This is a genomic window from Novosphingobium sp., from assembly GCF_020852455.1.
Taxonomy (GTDB): Bacteria; Pseudomonadota; Alphaproteobacteria; order Sphingomonadales; family Sphingomonadaceae; genus Novosphingobium.
In genome coordinates this window covers 24401-41003 of the sequence record NZ_JADZAT010000027.1, presented here as the reverse complement: position 1 = coordinate 41003, position 16603 = coordinate 24401, and the positions used below count along the sequence as shown (strand labels likewise).

Genomic DNA, 16603 nt, shown 5'->3' with positions numbered 1-16603 from the left:
CCCAATGCGGCTGGTTCGCGCGCAGTTACCGGAATCCCATTTTATGAAAACCTCGCTTACCGCCGTGGCGGTCGCCCTGCTTTGCAGTTCCCCGGCCTGGGCCGAAGCGGCTGACGCCGACGCCGCGAATACCGAATCCGGGACGGCCCAGACAATCATTGTCGTTGGCCAGAAGGACCAGCCAATCACCGTCGTACCGCGCGGGCTGGCCATTTCGCTGGATCGGGAAAACTTCGAAGCGATCAACGCGATCAATGTCGAAGACCTGATGAAATACACCCCCAACTTCTTCGTGCGCAAACGCTTTGCCGGCGATGACAACGCGGTGGTTGCCATGCGCGGCGCAAACACCGTGCAAAGCGCGCGGACCATCGTCATGGTTGACGGGTTCGTGGTCTCGAACTTCCTGGGTAACCGCTATGACTTTCCGCCCAAGTGGAACGTGGTCGGCCCGCTGGAGGTTCGCCAGTTTGATATCGTCTATGGCCCCTATTCGGCGCGCTATGGCGGCAATTCGATGGGCGGGGTGATCTCGGTCACTACGCGCGATCCCAAGGATGGCCTGTCTGCTTCCGGCACCGTGCAGACCATGGTGATGCCCTTCAGCGAATACGGGTTCGACGAAACCTTCACGGGCTACAGCATCGAAGGCGCGCTGGGTTACAAGCAGACGGACGGGCCGCTGAGCATCCGGGCGAGCTTTCGCCACTTCAGCAACACCGGCCAATCGATGAGCTATAACCTGTTGCAGAAGGCAACCGGCGCTTCGACCGCGACGGTCACCGGGGCCTTTGTCGATCCGCGCCTGATCCGGCCGGGAGGGCTTGCGGCCACGGCCGAAACGGCGGTCTTCGGTGCGGCGTCGCCGGTTGACGTGCTGCAGGACCAAGCCCGGTTGCGGATCGGCTATGATCTGGGATCTGGGTGGAAGTTCGATGCGCTGGGCGTGCTGTGGAAGACCCGGCAGGACCTGACCAACCCGCGCAGCTGGCTGGTCAACACCGCCACCGGCGCGCCAGTTTATCAGGGCAACGTCAGCTTTGGCGGGATCGTTTACAACGCCTCGGGGCTGACCATGTCGCGCACCGAACGGACCGAATACCTGGTCGGCGGCAAGCTTTCGGGGGCCTTGGGGCGCTTCGACCTGTCGCTCAACCTTTCGCGCTTCTGGATCGACCGGCAGGATGCACGCGCCTCGAATGACTATGCCACCGGTGCAGCGGCGGGGGCGGGCAAGCAGACCCTCTCGCGCCATCCCGGCTGGTACACCGCCGCGCTGGTGCTTGAAGCCCAGCTGGGCGGCCACAAGCTGGCATTGGGCGCGGATGGCAATCGCTACGAAACCGCCACCGACACCTACCGGGTCACCAACTGGAAAACCGCGGCCAATCCCACGTTCAGCAATGCCAGCTATGGCAAGACTAGCCTGTGGGGCCTGTGGATTGAAGACGCAGTGGAACTGGGCGGCAACCTGGTGCTGACCGGGGGGCTGCGCTATGACCGCTGGCACGCCTTCGAAGGTGGGCTCGCCAGCCTGGTGGCGGGCCAGCGCCGGGATGCGCCGTTTGCCAGCCGCACGGCGGCTTCGCTCAGCCCCAAGCTGAGCCTGCAGGGCAAGCTGCCGGCCGGAGTTGATTTCCAGATCAGCCTCGGCCTGGCCACGCGCTTTCCCACGGTTGGCGAACTGTTCCAGGGCAGCCAGGACACGGCCGGCAACCTGATTGCCAGCAGCTTCAATCCGTTCCTGAAGCCCGAAAAATCTTATGATGCCAACCTGCTGCTGCGGCGACAATTCGGGCCGCTGCGGACCACAGCCAGCCTGTTCTTCCAGGATGTCGATGATGCGGTTTACAGCTTTCAGGGTGTGCTGCCCGACAACACGCTGTTCAGCGGCTATCAGAATGTCGACAAGGTCCGGCAATACGGGATCGAACTGATCGTCGAGGGCAAGGACGTCCTGATCAAGGGGCTCGACTTCGATGGCAACCTGGCCTGGATGAGCGCCCGGACCCACCGCAACAGCGCCGATCCGCGCGCGGAAGGGGTGCAGTTCCCGCGCATCCCGCAATGGCGATCGAACGGCAACCTGCGCTACCGGATCGCCGATCCGCTCAAGCTGTCGCTGGGCTGGCGCTATGGCTCGCGGCCGAATTCCGATTTGCTGGGGCTGCAGCGTGGCCGAGCCTATGGCTATCAATCCGACTATTTCTTCGTCGACACGCGCCTGTCGTGGGACCTGAATAAGGCCCTGCAGCTTGGCGTAGGGGTAGATAACCTGCTTAATTTCCAGGGTTATGTTGCCCATCCGCTGCCCCAGCGCACCTTCGTCGCCGATCTCAAGCTCAAGCTCTGAAGCATCTTTGCGGAGGCTATCATGACCCAACCTTCAACCGATCTCTATCGGACAATCTGGCGCTGGCATTTCTATGCCGGGCTGTTCGTGGTGCCGATGGTGCTGCTGCTGGCGCTGACCGGGGCAATCTACCTGTTCAAACCGCAGGTCGAGGCCTGGGAGGAGCGCGCCTGGCGCGACTTGCCAACCGCCGGTGCGGTTTCGCCCGATGCCCAGGTGCGCGCGGCGCTGGCAGCCTTACCCGGCGCGCGATTCCATTCCTATCGCCTGCCCCGTGCCGAGGCCGATGCGGTGCTGGTTCACCTGGGCTTGCCCGGTGACGGGCACAAGATGCGCGACGTGTTCGTCTCACCACAGGGCAAGGTGGTCGGCATGCTCGATCCCGAATGGCGGATCATGCAGGTGGCGCACGACCTCCACGGGCAGTTACTGATCGGCAAGCCCGGCAGCTGGATCGTTGAACTGGCGGCAAGCTGGGCGATCGTGATGATCCTGACCGGCCTTTACCTGTGGTGGCCCACCGGCGGCGGACTGGCCGGGGTGGCCTGGCCGCGCTTTTCCAATGGCCGCAAGGTGCTGTGGCGCGATCTGCACGCGGTGACCGGCTTCTGGGTGTCGGGGCTGGCGATGGTTCTGTTGCTGACCGGACTGCCCTGGGCCGATGTCTGGGGCAGTGCCTTCAAGGCGGTCCGAACCGAGCTGGGCTGGATCAAGGGTGAGCAGGACTGGACCATCGGCGGCAAGCCGGTAGATGGCGGCGAACATGCCGAACATGATCATGCGGCGATGATGCAGGGGCAGGGCGCGGCCATGCCGGTGGGGGCGCATATGATGCCCGACGGCACGATCATGACCGCCGCGCCGATCACGCTCAGTCGGATCGTTGCCGAAGCCAAAGGCCAGCACCTGCCGTTCCCGGTGGTGGTCACCCCGCCAGGCGCGCCGCAGCGTTTCGGCGGCAAGGCGAAAAGCGAATGGACCGTGCGTTCGGATACGCAGAACCGCCCGCAGCGCGTGACGATCAGCTACGATCCGATGACAGGTGCCGAACGATCGCGCGAAACCTTTGCCAACAAGCACGTGATCGACCGCGTGGTTGGCTATGGCGTGGCCTGGCACGAAGGCGCGCTGCTGGGCTGGATCAACCAGTTGATCGGGGTGCTTACCGCCGCGATGCTGATGGCGCTGTCGTTGACCGCGTTCGTGATGTGGCGGCGGCGCAAACCCCAGGACCGGCTGGGCGCGCCGCCCCATGCCCGTGGCAGCGCCCGCCACCGAGGCGTGACGATCATCGTGCTGGTACTGGCCGCGCTGCTGCCGCTGCTGGCGCTCTCGCTGGTGGCCATGCTGGCGATAGAACGTCTGGTGCTGCGCCGGATCGCTCCCCTGGCCCAGTGGCTGGGGCTGGCGGCGGCGGGACGGCGCTTGCCTTCCGGTTAGAAGCGGGCGAAAGGCGGGCGGATGATCCGCCTTTCCGACCTGCAACTGCCGCTGGACCATGCCAGCGATGCGATCGAGCCGGCGATCTGCGCGCGGCTGGGGATCGCGCCGCAAGACTTGCTGCGGGTGCAGCTGGTGCGGCGCGGCAACGATGCGCGCAAGAAGGCGGCGATCAAGCTGGTCTATACCTTCGATCTGGACCTGGCGGACGAGGCCGCGGTGCTGGTCCGCCACGCCGATGACCAGCATGTGCGGCCCACGCCCGATACTGCCTATCGCTTTCCGGTGATGGCGCCTGATGGCTGGGACGGGCAGCGTCCGGTGGTGATCGGGGCAGGGCCGTGCGGGCTGCTCGCCGCGCTGATCCTGGCGCAGATGGGGCTGCGCCCGATCGTGATCGAGCGCGGCAAGGCGGTGCGCGAACGCACCAAGGACACCTGGGGGCTGTGGCGCCGGTCGGTGCTGCAACCGGAATCGAACGTCCAGTTCGGCGAGGGCGGGGCGGGAACCTTTTCCGACGGCAAGCTCTATTCGCGGATCAAGGACCCCCGGCACCTGGGCCGCAAGGTGCTGACCGAATTCGTCAAGGCCGGCGCGCCCGACGATATCCTGACCGAGGCGCACCCGCATATCGGCACCTTCCGGCTGGTCACCATGGTGATGAGCATCCGCGAGACGATCGAGAGCCTGGGCGGCGAATACCGCTTTGGCACCCGGGTTGAAGACTTCGTGATCGAGGGCGGACAGCTTCAGGGGCTGAAACTTTCGACCGGCGAAGTGCTGCCTGCGCGGCATGTGGTGCTGGCGGTGGGCCATTCGGCACGCGACACCTTCGAGGCGCTGTACAAGGCGGGCGTCCATGTCGAGGCCAAGCCGTTCGCAATCGGGGTGCGGATCGAACATCCGCAAAGCTGGATCGACAAGGCGCGCTATGGTCCCAATGCCGGCAATCCGGTGCTGGGCGCGGCGGCCTATGCGATATCGCACCAGGCCAGCAACGGACGCGCGGTCTATTCGTTCTGCATGTGCCCGGGCGGGCGCGTGGTTGCCGCGACCAGCGAGGAAGGCCGGGTCGTCACCAACGGGATGAGCCAGTATTCGCGCGCCGAATTCAACGCCAATTCGGGGCTGGTGGTTGATATCAACCCGGACCGCGATTTTCCCGGCGATCCGCTGGCCGGGGTGCGGCTGCAGCGCGCGCTGGAAGAGCAGGCCTTCGTGGCCGGCGGATCGAACTATCAGGCCCCGGGCCAGCGGGTGGGCGATTTCCTGGCCGGGCAGCCATCGACTGCGTTCGGGGTGGTTGAACCCAGCTACAAACCGGGGGTGAAGCCCACCGACCTGTGCGACGTTTTGCCGGCCTTCGTCACCGATGCGCTGCGCGAAGCCTTGCCGGTGTTTGGACGGCAGGTGCCCGGCTATGATCATCCCGATGCGGTGATGACCGGGGTGGAAACCCGCACCTCCAGCCCGGTGCGGATCCGCCGGGGGGCGGATTTCCAGTCGATCAACACCCGCGGGCTCTATCCGGCGGGCGAGGGTGCCGGTTACGCTGGCGGGATCCTCTCTGCCGCAGTGGACGGGATCAAGGTGGCCGAGGCGCTGGCGGCGGAATTGCTCGCATGATCCTCCCCGGAACGGGGAGGGGGACCAGCGAAGCTGGTGGAGGGGTACAGGCAAGTGTTCCCGAGGCCGCTGGCCCGCACCGTCAGGACCACTCGCCCGTACCCCTCCACCACCCTGCGGGTGGTCCCCCTCCCCGTGCCGGGGAGGAATACGACGCCATCGTGCTTGGCGCGGGCGCTGCCGGGCTGTTCTGCGCCGCGCAGGCCGGGCAGCGCGGGCGGCGGGTGCTGGTGCTCGATCACAATGCCGAGCCCGGCCGCAAGATCCTGATTTCGGGCGGGGGGCGGTGCAATTTCACCAACCTGCATGTGGCGCCCGATCGCTACCTGTCGGCCAATCCGCATTTCGCCAAGTCGGCACTGGCGCGTTACACCCCGCGTGATTTCCTTGGCCTGATCGAGGCGCACGGGATTGCCTGGCACGAAAAGACCCTGGGCCAGCTGTTCTGCGATGGATCGGCGCGGCAGGTGCTCGACATGCTGCTGGGCTTTTGTGAGCAGGGCAGGGTCGAGCTGCGGCTGGGCGAGCCGACCGGCGCGGTCGAACACCGCGACGGGTGCTTCCATGTGAACGGGGCTGCTGCGCCCCGGCTGGTGATCGCTACCGGCGGGCCGTCGATCCCCAAGCTGGGCGCAAGCGGTCTGGCCTATGATCTGGCCCGCCAGTTCGGCCTCAAGGTGGTTGAGCCGCGCCCGGCGCTGGTGCCGCTGACGCTGGGCGGCGAGGATGTGCTGTTCCGCGAACTGTCCGGCGTGGCCGCCCCGGTCGAGGCGCGGGTTACGAGTCCCTGGGGCAAGGCCGCCTTCCGCGAGGCCGCGCTGTTCACCCATCGCGGCCTGAGCGGCCCGGCGATCCTGCAGGTATCCAGCTACTGGAAGCGCGGCGATCCGGTGGAGATCGACTATCTGCCGGACTTGCCAGGCGGCTGGCTGCTGACCGCCAAACGCAGTCAGCCGCGCAAGCGATTGCGCGCGGTGCTGGCCGAGCATTTGCCCGACCGGCTGGCGCAGGCGCTGGCCGAGCGGCTCGAGCTGGAGGCAGAGCTGGGCAATCTGCCCGACAAGGCACTGACCGCGGCCGAACAGCGCCTGGCGCGCTGGTGCTTCATGCCCAATGGCAGCGAGGGCTTTGCCAAGGCTGAGGTGACGGCGGGCGGCATCAGCACCGCCGAACTCTCAAGCCAGACGATGGAAGCGAAGAAGGTGCCCGGCCTCCATGCCATCGGCGAAGCAGTGGACGTCACCGGCTGGCTGGGCGGATACAACTTCCAGTGGGCCTGGGCGAGCGGGCATGCGGCTGCCCAGGCCCTTTGAAGGACTGCTTCAGAGTACGAAGTAGCTGGCCGCGAGCGTCACCGCCGGATCCAGCTGGATCAGGAAATCGCCCACCCCGTCGCCGTTGACATCGCCGGTGACATAGGTGTGGCCGTTCTGCTGGTAATAGCGCAGCTGGCCCGCGACATTGGTGAAATTGCCGGTGCCGATCCAGCTGAACGCCTGATCGCCGGCCAGGCTGGCATTGGCATCAATCCCCGACAGCTGGATCCGGTCATTCTGTGACAGGGTGAAGTCGGTGATCCGGTCCGGCGCATTGACCCGGCTGTCGTTCAGTGTGTTGAACACAAAACGGTCAGCGCCGGCCCCGCCGGTCATCACGTCCGCGCCCAGTCCGCTAGTGATCGTATCATTGCCGCCGCGTCCGTCGATCGTGTCTTCGGCGGTGGTGCCGGTCAGCGTGTTGGCGCTGTTGGTGCCGGTGATGGTCGATCCGTCGGTAACATTGCCGATCGCCACGGCCAGCGCCTGGGTATCGACCAGGCTGCCGTCGCTCGACTGGACGATCACGTTGTACACGTTGTCGCCATTGCTGTCGGTCGGCGCTTCATAGTTCGGCGCGGCGACGAAGCTCAGCACGCCGGTGGTGGCATTGATCGTGAAGCGGGCCGCATCCGATCCGCCAACGATGCTGTAGGTGCGGGCGGTGCCTTCCGGATCGGTCGATGTTACGGTGGTGACCGCGGTGGTGTTTTCGTTGACCGTCACCGATGCCGTGTCGCCGCCTCCGTTCGAGGTGATGGTGGGGGCATCGTTGGCATTGGTGACCATGATCGCCAGCGCCTGGGTATCGGTCAACGTGCCATCGGAAGCCGCGACGATCACATCGTAGATATTGTCGCCGCCGGTATCGCTGGCCGCCTCGTAATTGGGCGGAGCGATGAAGCTGAGCGCCCCGGTCGCCGCGTTTATCGTGAAGCGGGCGGCATCGGCCCCGCCGACGATGCTGTAGGTGCGGGCGGTGCCTTCGGGGTCGGTCGAGGTGACAGTGGTGACACTCGTGGTGTTCTCCGCCACCGCAATCGCCGCGCTGGCGCCGCCACCGTTTGAGGTGATCGTCGGCGCTTCGTTGACGTCGCTGATCGCCACGGCCAGCGCCTGGGTATCGATCAGGCTGCCATCGCTGGCACCAATGATTACGTCGTAGATGTTGTCGCCATCGCTGTCGATCGGCGCGTCATGGTCAGGCGCGGTGATCAGGCTCAGCGCGCCGGTCAGGGCATCGATCGTGAAGCGTGCGGCATCGGCCCCGCCGACGATCGACCAGGTCAGCGCCGTGTTTTCGGGATCGCTGCCGGTCAGCGTGGTGACCGCGGTGGTGCCCTCGTCAACAACAACGAAGCTGGCCGTCGAGGTGATGGTGGGGGCTTCATTGACGTTGTTGACGGTGATCGTCAGGCCCTGCGCGGCGCTCAGTTCGCCATCGCTGACCGTGACGGTCAGTTCGTAGAGATTGTCGGCATCGGCATCGATCGGTGCCTCGTGATCGAGGTTCGCCACCAGCATGACAACGCCGGTGAACGGGTCGATCGTGAACAGCCCGGCATCGGCCCCGCTGAGCGAGTAAGTGAGCGGGCCGCCATCCGGATCGTCGCCAACGGCGCTGAAGGTGACAAACGAGGTGCCTTCGTCCACGGCAAAGTTGGCCGGCAGAGTGATCGTCGGTGTCTCGTTGACGTTCATGATCAGCGCGCCGATCATTTCGTTGACGCTCATGGTGCCATCGCTGACGGTCACCACCACATCGTAGATGTTGTCACCATTGGCATCGGCCGGGGCTTCGCGATCCTGCCCGGCGATGAAGCTGAGCGCACCGGTCAGCGCATCAATCGTGAAGAACGCCGCGTCGGCCCCGCCACTGATCGAGTATGACAGCGGCGCTCCGTCCGGATCATAGGCGATGATCTGATGAACTGCGGTCGCGCCTTCCGCGACGCCAACGATCACCGGGTTCGCAATGTCGTCAAAGAGAATGACCGGCGCCTCATCGGCGTTGCCAACCGTAACGGTAACCGCCTGGGTGGCCGAAAGCGTACCATCGCTGGCCTGGACCGTTACCTGGTAGGCATTGTCGCCGTTGCTGTCTGTAGGGGCTTCGAAGTTCGGAGCGTTGACGAAGCTCAGCATGCCAGTCACCGGATCGATTGCAAACCGGGCCGCGTCGGTCCCGCCGATGATGGAGTAGGTCACCGCATCACCATCGATATCGAGCGCTGAAATCTGGCCAGCCGCAGTGCCGTTTTCCACGGCGGTCAGGCTTGACGGTGAAGTGATGGCCACACCCTCGTTCTGATTGGTAACCGTCACCAAGACTGCCTGCGTGCTGTTGAGCGTTCCGTCGCTGACCTGAACGACCACATCGTATTGATTGTCGCCATCGGCATCGCCCGGCGCTTCGTGGTTCGGTGCCGAGATAAAGCTGAGCGCCCCGGTTCCCGCGTTGATCGTAAACAGCGCGGCATCGGCCCCGCCGACTATGCTGTAGGTGCGGGGGTTGCTTTCGGGATCGGTCGAAGTGACGTTGCCAACCAGGGTGCTGTTCTCGATCAGGGTAAAGCCGGGCGCCGACGTAAACACCGGTGCTTCGTTGACGTTCGTAACGGTGATCGCCCAACCCTGGGTGTCGATCAGACTGCCATCGCTGGCCTGGACAGTTACCTGGTAAACATTGTCATGATTGCTGTCTGATGGTGCTTCGCGATTGGGGGCGGTGATGAACGACAGTACGCCCGTGTTCGGATCGATCGTGAAGAGCGCTGCGTCGACTCCGCCGCTGATCGAATAGATGCGCGGCGTTCCCTCGGGATCGGTCGAAGTGATGGTGGTTACCGTGGCGACGTTTTCGGCAACGCTCAGAACGGCATTCGGCGATCCGCCGCCAGACGTAATGTAGGGGGTTTCGTTGACATTGCCGGCGGTGACCAGCAGCGTTTGCAGGTCGAACAGATCGCCGTCATAGGCGCGGACCGTGACTTCATAGACATTGTCGTGATTGGCATCGACCGGCATCTCGCGATCGGGCGCGAAGACGAACGAGACCACACCGGTTGTCGCGTTGATGGTGAACATGTTCATGTCGGCGCCACCGACAATCATGTAACTGAGCGAAGATGGCGATCCGTCGTCCGTGGCCAGAACCGTGGTTACCCCGGTCTGGTTCTCCAGCGCTTCGATTGCGCGGGTTGCCGCGCCAAGTTCGGGTGCGGCGTTGGGCCGGAAAACGTGCATCGAAATATCTAGCTGGTTGACAAAGTCGGTCCAGGCCACCGCGAACCCACCGTTGTCCAGGGCAACAATTGTCCGGTCGTACTGCAAGGTCGGATTCCCGACAGCAAATTCGTTGCCTTCCGGCGTTCCGTTCACGTTGAAGACGCGGGCCATTTCGGAACTGTTGTTCCAGGTGACGATGACGTTGCCATTGGCCAGCGTAGTAATCTCACCGCCCCTGCCGGCACCCACCAGATTTTCGTTGCCCACCAACGCGCCGTTTGCGTCCACAATTCGCAGATAGACGTTCGAGCCGCGGGTGTAGGAGATCGCCAGGCCGCCATTGCTCAAGGCGGTAACCGAAGTCTCGCTGGCTTGCCCGAACTGCAAGTCGCTGGTCGCCGGAGTGCCATCGGCATTGAAGATGCGGACATAGCTGCTCAGCGCGCTGCCGCTAAGGCTAAGGGTCCAGCTTGCAGCGAACCGGCCATCGTTCAATGTCACGAGATCGACGTTGTTTTCGGTATAGCTTGTGGAGGTGTTGATCAGGAAGTCCGAACCGAGCGCGGCACCATTGGCATCGAACCGCCTTGCCATGACCGCGCCGCCGCCTGAATCGCGGGTCGTATCAGTGGTCTGCCAGGCAATGACAAAGCTGCCATCGGCAAGGCCGGTAACGCTCGGCTGCTGCTGATTGAGCGAGGATAGTGAATTGACCAGGAACTCTCCGCCAACCGGTACGCCGGTTGACGAGAATATCCGCGCCTTGATTGCCGATCCTGAACCGTCCTGGGTGGTATCGGAAGTTTCCCAGGTGACGACAAAGCCGCCATTGGCCAGGCTGGCGATTTGCGGCCGGGTCTGGGCCAGTGCTGTCGCACTGTTGACTGTGAATTCCACACCCAAAGGAACCCCGGTCGCGCTGAACAGACGGATGGCGATTGCATAGCTGTTGCCGTCAGCGGTGGGCGCATTGGTCTGCCAGACCAGGGCCAGCGTGCCGTTGGCAAGCCGCGTGAAATTGGGTGTAGACTGATCGTAAGTGGTAAGCGTGTCGGCAACAAACTGTGGGCCAGTCGGCAAATAGATCATCTAGCATACTCCACTTTTGATCGATCGTCTTGATAATAGACGATACATATATGGCGGATAAGTAAAAATTTATGATTTTACTTACCAGTCGCATGTGTGGAGTATTGATTATTGCATAGGGCATTGCCTTTGTTTGCGATTGACCTAACAGCCTTGCCCGGGCGCGATCCTGTGTGATGCGGCCAAGTTTTCAGGTTGCAAGTTCGAGAACTTGCGTCAGCTCTTGGCCGCAACGATCGTGACGATTGCGCCACCTTTCGCAAGAGATGCTGATCAGTAACCTGGTGCGGCAAACAAATGCGAGGATCAGGCAACCACCCCGAACAGATCGTGCGCATCGGCATCTTCGACAAGTACATCGACGAATTGCCCCGGTGCGATACCTGCGGGTACATCGCGCAGGTACACCGCGCCGTCGATTTCGGGGGCGTCGGCCTGTGAGCGCCCCGTGGCACCGCAGTCGCCATCCTCGTCGGGCTCGCCAACCTCGTCGATGATCACCTTGATCGTCTGGCCGACCTTGGCCGAAAGTTTGGCCGCGCTGATCGCCTCGGTCTTTTCCATGATCCGGGCGTAACGCTCTTCCTTGACTGCTTCGGGCACGGCGCCGGGCAGGTCGTTGGCCTGGGCGCCGGCGACCGGTTCGAACCGGAAGGCGCCAACCCGGTCAAGCTGGGCTTCGTCCAGCCAGTCGAGCAGGTACTGGAAGTCTTCCTCGGTCTCCCCCGGAAAACCGACCACGAAGCTGCTGCGGATCGCGATATCGGGGCACACCGCGCGCCATTCGCGCAGCCGCTCCAGTACCTTGGCCTCGTTCGCCGGGCGCTTCATCGCCTTCAGCACATTGGGCGCGGCGTGCTGGAACGGGATGTCGAGATAGGGGGTCAGCAGCCCTTCGGCCATCAGCGGGATCACCGCTTCGACGTGGGGGTAGGGATAGACATAGTGCAGCCGCACCCACGGCGTTTCGCCTTCAGGCGTGCGCAACTGGCCCAGTTCGCGTGCCAGATCGGTCATGTGGGTGCGGACCTGGCGGCCGTGCCAGGCGCGTTCCTCATGCCGGACATCGACGCCGTAGGCCGAGGTGTCCTGACTGATCACCAGCAGCTCTCGGGTGCCCGCCGCGACCAGCTTTTCCGCCTCGCGCAGCACCGCGTCGATCCGCCGGCTGGCCAGTTTGCCGCGCAGTTGCGGGATGATGCAGAACGAGCAGGCGTGATTGCAGCCCTCGGAAATCTTGAGGTAGCTGTAGTGCCGCGGGGTCAGCTTGACGTCACCCTGCGGGGTCAGGTCGATGAACGGGCCCTGGCTGGGCGGGGCGGCCTCGTGCACCGCTTCGACCACGGCTTCGTACTGGTGCGCGCCGGTCACCGCCAGCACGGCGGGGAACCTGGCGCGGATCAGTTCGGCTTCGCTCCCCATGCAGCCGGTTACGATCACCCGGCCGTTTTCGGCAATCGCCTCGCCAATCGCGGCCAGGCTTTCTTCCTTGGCGCTGTCAAGGAACCCGCAGGTGTTGACCAGCACCACGTCAGCGCCTTCGTAATCGGGCGACATGGCATAGCCATCGGCGCGCAGCTTGGTGAGGATGCGTTCGCTGTCGACCAGCGCCTTGGGGCAGCCCAGGCTGACCATGCCGACGCGTTTCTGCTGGGGAATCTGGGTGGCCATCGCGCGGCCCCTTACACGCGGGCGCGGCAAAGTGCTAGGGCAAGGCCATGCGGATCGAAATCACCAAGGGGGTCAGCGAAGACCGGATCGTGCTGACCCGCGCCGATGGCAGCGTGGCTGAGACGCGCTTTCCCAAGAAGGGACCGGTGCCGCACGATGCGGTCCACTGGTTTGTCGAGCGCGAACTGCGGCTGGCCCGGGGGTTCTGGGGCACGGTCGCGGCGGGCATCCATCCCGAGGAAGTGCAGGAAATCGCCAAGGCGGCCGGCCATGCCAGCGCCAGGCGCGCCGAGGTGCCGGGCAGCGAGATCGTCGAACTGCTGCAGGCCGAACGGATCGTCGAATGCCTTGAGGCCGACCTGTGGAGCCCCGGCGGTGCGGCGAGCGATCTGCTGGCCCTGGCCGAAACCGCCTGCGGCTATTCGCATGTGCCGCTTCCGGCAGGCTTTGACGAAGCTGCGGTCGATCGGATCCGCAGCGGCCTGGGCACGTTTGCCAAAGACTGGATTGCCGCGCCGCAGGGGCACTGCGCGCGGCTGGAATGGGAGGATTGAGATGGGTCCGGTGAACTGGGTGGCGGTGGTGCTGGCGGCGGCGGTCGCGGCGTTCGTGTTGCGGCTGTTCTGGCGCGGTCCGGTCAGCTTCAGGGGCAGCTGGTTCTACCTGCTGCAGATCGTGCCGGCGGCGATGCTGGGCCATGCGCTGGCGCGGATCGGGCCTGACAAGCTGGCGCTCAAGCCGCACCTCTATGCCATGCAGTCCAGCGGCCTGGCGCTGGCGATCGTGATCCCGGCGCTGTGGATGGCGGGCGCGCGTCACGGGACCCCCAGCCGCGAAACCTGGCGCGACAGTGCGGCCTTCCTGCTCGCCTATCTGGCGATGGGCGGGGTGTTCTGGCTGCTGGGTTAGGGTTTGGGCAGGTAGCGCTTGGGATCCTGCGCCAGCTTGTTGCGGCGGATCTCGAAATGAAGCTGTGGCTCTTCGGCCAGCCCGGTTTCGCCGACCAGCCCGATGCGCTCGTTCGGCTTGACCGTATCGCCTTCCTTGACGGTGATCTTGGAGAGATAGCTGTAGGTGGTGGTCCAGCGCCCGGCGTGCCACAGGATCACGGTCAGCCCGTATTCGTCGGGCCCTTGCCCGGCGAAGATCACCTTGCCGCCGGCGGATGCCCGTACTGCGGTGCCCTCGTCGGCCAGCACGTCGATCCCCTCGTGGCCGGCGGCCTTGTCCTTGGGGGTGATGAAGGCGCGGCGGATCTTGCCCTTGACCGGCCATTTGAACGCCGGCGCGGCGGTATCGGGCAGGTCCTTGCTGGGCTCGGTGCTGATCGAGGGTGAGGGCACGGCCTGCGGCGCGGCCTTGGCGGTGGTTGCGGTGGGGATCGCCAGCTTTTGCCCGGGCTTGACCTTGGCATCGTTCTTCAGGCCATTGGCGGCGGCGATATCGGCCCAGGGCACGCCATAGTCCATCGCGATCTCGAACCCGGTCTCACCATCCTTCACGGTGTGGCTGCGGCGGCGCGGGATCACCAGCTTTTGCCCGGCCTTGAGGGCGTAGGGTTCTTTCAGGCCATTGGCCTCGATAATCAGCACGCGGGGCACTTCGGCGCGCTGGGCGATCCCGCCCAGCGTCTCGCCCGCATTGACCACGTGGACCGTTTCGGTCTTGGGATCGGGAGCCTTGTCAGCGGCCAGCAGCGGGGCGGCGGACAGCGCCGCGAGCAGCAGGGCCAGGCCGCCGGTGCGGCTCACCCTGCGAACCGTCCGGCCAGTGCCGCCAGGGACGCATCGTGGGTCAGGTCAAGTTGCAGTGGTGTCACGCTGATGTACCCGTCCTGGATCGCTTCAAGGTCGGTTGCATGGCCGGGCGTATGCTCGATCCCATGCAGGCCGAACCAGTAGTACTGGTAACCCCTGGGATCGGTTCCTTCAACCACCGATCCGCGCGCATAGTCATGAAATCCTTGGCGAACCACGCGAATTCCGTGGACATCTGCGGCCGCGACCGGCGGGAAGTTGACATTGATCACGGTGCGCGGCGCAAACGGCGCCTGCAGCAGCGGCCCCACCACTTTCGCCCCCCAGGCCTCAGCCGCCGAAAAGGGAACGCTGTCGCCCATTCCTTCCTTTTCATAGACTTGGCTCAGCGCGATCGCCGGAATTCCGGCCAGCGCACCCTCGATCGCGGCCGAAACGGTGCCCGAATAGGTCACGTCATCGCCCAGGTTTGCCCCGCGATTGACGCCGGAAAGCACTACATCGGGCTTGCCCGGCAGGACCTTCCTCAGCGCCATCATCACCGCATCGGTGGGCGTGCCGGACACCGCAAAGCGCCGCTCGCCGAACTGCCGCAGCCGGACCGGGCGCCCCAGCGTGAGCGAATGGCCCGCGCCCGACTGTTCCTCGGCCGGGGCGACCACCCAGACATCGTCGGAAAACTGCCGCGCAATCGCCTCCAGCACGTCAAGGCCGGGGGCATGGATGCCGTCGTCGTTGGTGAGGAGGATGCGCATCAGGCCGGGACCAGACGGTCGATCCCGCCCATGTAGGGCAGCAGCGCTGCCGGGATTTCTACCGAGCCGTCTTCCTGCTGGTAATTTTCCAGCACCGCCACCAGCGTGCGCCCCACGGCGAGGCCCGAACCGTTGAGCGTGTGGACGAATTCAGTGCCCTTCTGCCCCTCGGGCCGGTAGCGCGCGTTCATCCGCCGCGCCTGGAAGGCGCCGCAGTTGGAGCATGAGGAAATCTCGCGGTAGGTATCCTGCCCGGGCAGCCAGACTTCCAGATCATAGGTCTTCTGCGCGGTGAAGCCCATGTCGCCCGCGCAGAGCACGACCTTGCGGTAGGGCAGTTCCAGCGCCTGGAGGATCGATTCCGCGGCCGCCGTCATCCGCTCATGCTCGGCTGCGGAATCCTCGGGCTTGCAGATCGTCACCAGCTCAACCTTTTCGAACTGGTGCTGGCGGATATAACCACGGGTGTCCTTGCCCGCCGCACCGGCCTCGCTGCGGAAACACGGGGTAAGCGCGGTCATCCGCATCGGCAGTGCACCTTCGGTCAGGATCTGCTCGCGCACCGAATTGGTCAGCGAAACCTCGGCGGTGGGGATCAGCCAGCGCCCGTCGGTGGTCTGGAAATTGTCCTCGGCGAACTTGGGGAGCTGCCCGGTCCCGAACAGCGCTTCTTCACGCACCAGCAGCGGCGTTACATTCTCGACATAGCCGTTCTCGACCGTCTGGTGATCGAGCATGAACTGCCCCAGCGCGCGTTGCAGCCGGGCCATCTGGCCGCGCAGGAAGGTGAACCGCGCCCCTGAAATCAGCGCGCCGGTTTCGAAATCGAGGCCCAGCGCCGGACCCAGATCAGCATGCTCCTTCGGCGCAAAGTTGAACTTGCGCGGGGTGCCCCAGCGGCTGACCTCGACATTCTGGCTCTCGTCCTCGCCATCGGGAACGTCGGCGGCGGGCAGGTTGGGATAGCGCGCCAGCTCATTGTTGAGCCGCTGCGTCAGATCGCGCTCTTCCCCTTCAAGCGCGGGCAGGGTGTCCTTGAGCGCGGCCACTTCGGCCTTGAGCCGTTCGGCCTCATCCTTGTCGCCCCGGCCCATCGCCGCGCCGATCAGCTTGCTGGCATCGTTGCGGCGGCTCTGCGCCTCCTGCGTGCGGGTCGCGACCGCGCGCCGCTGGGCATCGAGGGCCAGGATCTGGGCCGAAAGCGGCTCTACCCCGCGGCGGGCCAGACCGGCGTCGAAAGCTTCGGGGTTCTCGCGGATGGACTTGATATCGTGCATGGGTAGAGGCCTATGCCGCTTCGGCCCGAACGGTGCAAGGCCGGGACAGTGGCAAGAGTTCACTTGCCGGTAACGGCCACGGGTGCATAGG

General features: G+C 64.7%; 11 protein-coding genes. 6 read left to right on the top strand and 5 right to left on the bottom strand.

The window, feature by feature from the left end; genetic code table 11:
• Window positions 1-43: 43 nt before the first annotated feature.
• The 4 genes from IT549_RS11585 (at window position 44) to IT549_RS11570 (ending at window position 6732) form a co-directional block, all read left to right on the top strand.
• Window positions 44-2353, top strand: coding sequence for a TonB-dependent receptor (locus IT549_RS11585; protein ID WP_292973315.1), 2310 nt, complete (start codon window positions 44-46; stop codon window positions 2351-2353).
• Window positions 2354-2374: 21 nt separating this feature from the next.
• The gene (locus IT549_RS11580; protein WP_292973313.1) at window positions 2375-3793 is read left to right on the top strand and encodes a PepSY domain-containing protein; all 1419 of its coding nucleotides are present in this window, start codon (window positions 2375-2377) and stop codon (window positions 3791-3793) included.
• Between the two features lie 21 nt (window positions 3794-3814).
• The gene (locus tag IT549_RS11575; protein WP_292973311.1) at window positions 3815-5419 is read left to right on the top strand and encodes an NAD(P)/FAD-dependent oxidoreductase; all 1605 of its coding nucleotides are present in this window, start codon (window positions 3815-3817) and stop codon (window positions 5417-5419) included.
• A 161-nt stretch (window positions 5420-5580) separates the two neighbouring features.
• A complete protein-coding gene (locus IT549_RS11570) occupies window positions 5581-6732 on the top strand; it encodes an NAD(P)/FAD-dependent oxidoreductase (protein WP_292973309.1) in 1152 nt (383 codons plus the stop codon).
• Between the two features lie 9 nt (window positions 6733-6741).
• Here IT549_RS11570 and IT549_RS11565 read toward each other — a convergent pair whose 3' ends face one another.
• Both IT549_RS11565 and rimO read right to left on the bottom strand, forming a co-directional pair.
• Window positions 6742-11052, bottom strand: a complete 4311-nt coding sequence (locus tag IT549_RS11565) for a cadherin domain-containing protein (protein WP_292973307.1) — start codon at window positions 11050-11052, stop codon at window positions 6742-6744.
• Window positions 11053-11358: 306 nt separating this feature from the next.
• Window positions 11359-12723 (bottom strand): 30S ribosomal protein S12 methylthiotransferase RimO, encoded by a 1365-nt coding sequence (gene rimO / locus IT549_RS11560; protein ID WP_292973305.1) that lies wholly within the window; start codon window positions 12721-12723, stop codon window positions 11359-11361.
• Window positions 12724-12770: 47 nt separating this feature from the next.
• On the opposite strand from rimO, the gene IT549_RS11555 reads away from it, so the two are divergent.
• Both IT549_RS11555 and IT549_RS11550 read left to right on the top strand, forming a co-directional pair.
• Window positions 12771-13277: a hypothetical protein gene (locus IT549_RS11555; protein WP_292973303.1), complete on the top strand. Its 507-nt coding sequence runs from the start codon at window positions 12771-12773 to the stop codon at window positions 13275-13277.
• 1 nt (window position 13278) lies between these two features.
• Window positions 13279-13632: a DUF1761 domain-containing protein gene (locus tag IT549_RS11550; RefSeq protein WP_292973301.1), complete on the top strand. Its 354-nt coding sequence runs from the start codon at window positions 13279-13281 to the stop codon at window positions 13630-13632.
• On the opposite strand, the gene IT549_RS11545 is transcribed toward IT549_RS11550, so the two are convergent.
• The 3 genes from IT549_RS11545 to serS are packed head-to-tail and all read right to left on the bottom strand — an operon-like array spanning window position 13629 to window position 16512.
• Window positions 13629-14474, bottom strand: coding sequence for a M23 family metallopeptidase (locus IT549_RS11545; protein ID WP_292973299.1), 846 nt, complete (start codon window positions 14472-14474; stop codon window positions 13629-13631). The two genes, IT549_RS11550 and IT549_RS11545, sit on opposite strands and share 4 nt — an antisense overlap.
• Window positions 14471-15235, bottom strand: coding sequence for a 5'/3'-nucleotidase SurE (gene surE / locus IT549_RS11540; RefSeq protein ID WP_292973297.1), 765 nt, complete (start codon window positions 15233-15235; stop codon window positions 14471-14473). The genes IT549_RS11545 and surE overlap by 4 nt, the downstream gene beginning before the upstream one ends.
• On the bottom strand, window positions 15235-16512 hold the full coding sequence (serS, locus tag IT549_RS11535; RefSeq protein ID WP_292973295.1) for a serine--tRNA ligase: 1278 nt from the start codon (window positions 16510-16512) through the stop codon (window positions 15235-15237). The genes surE and serS overlap by 1 nt, the downstream gene beginning before the upstream one ends.
• Between the last annotated feature and the right edge of the window lie 91 nt (window positions 16513-16603).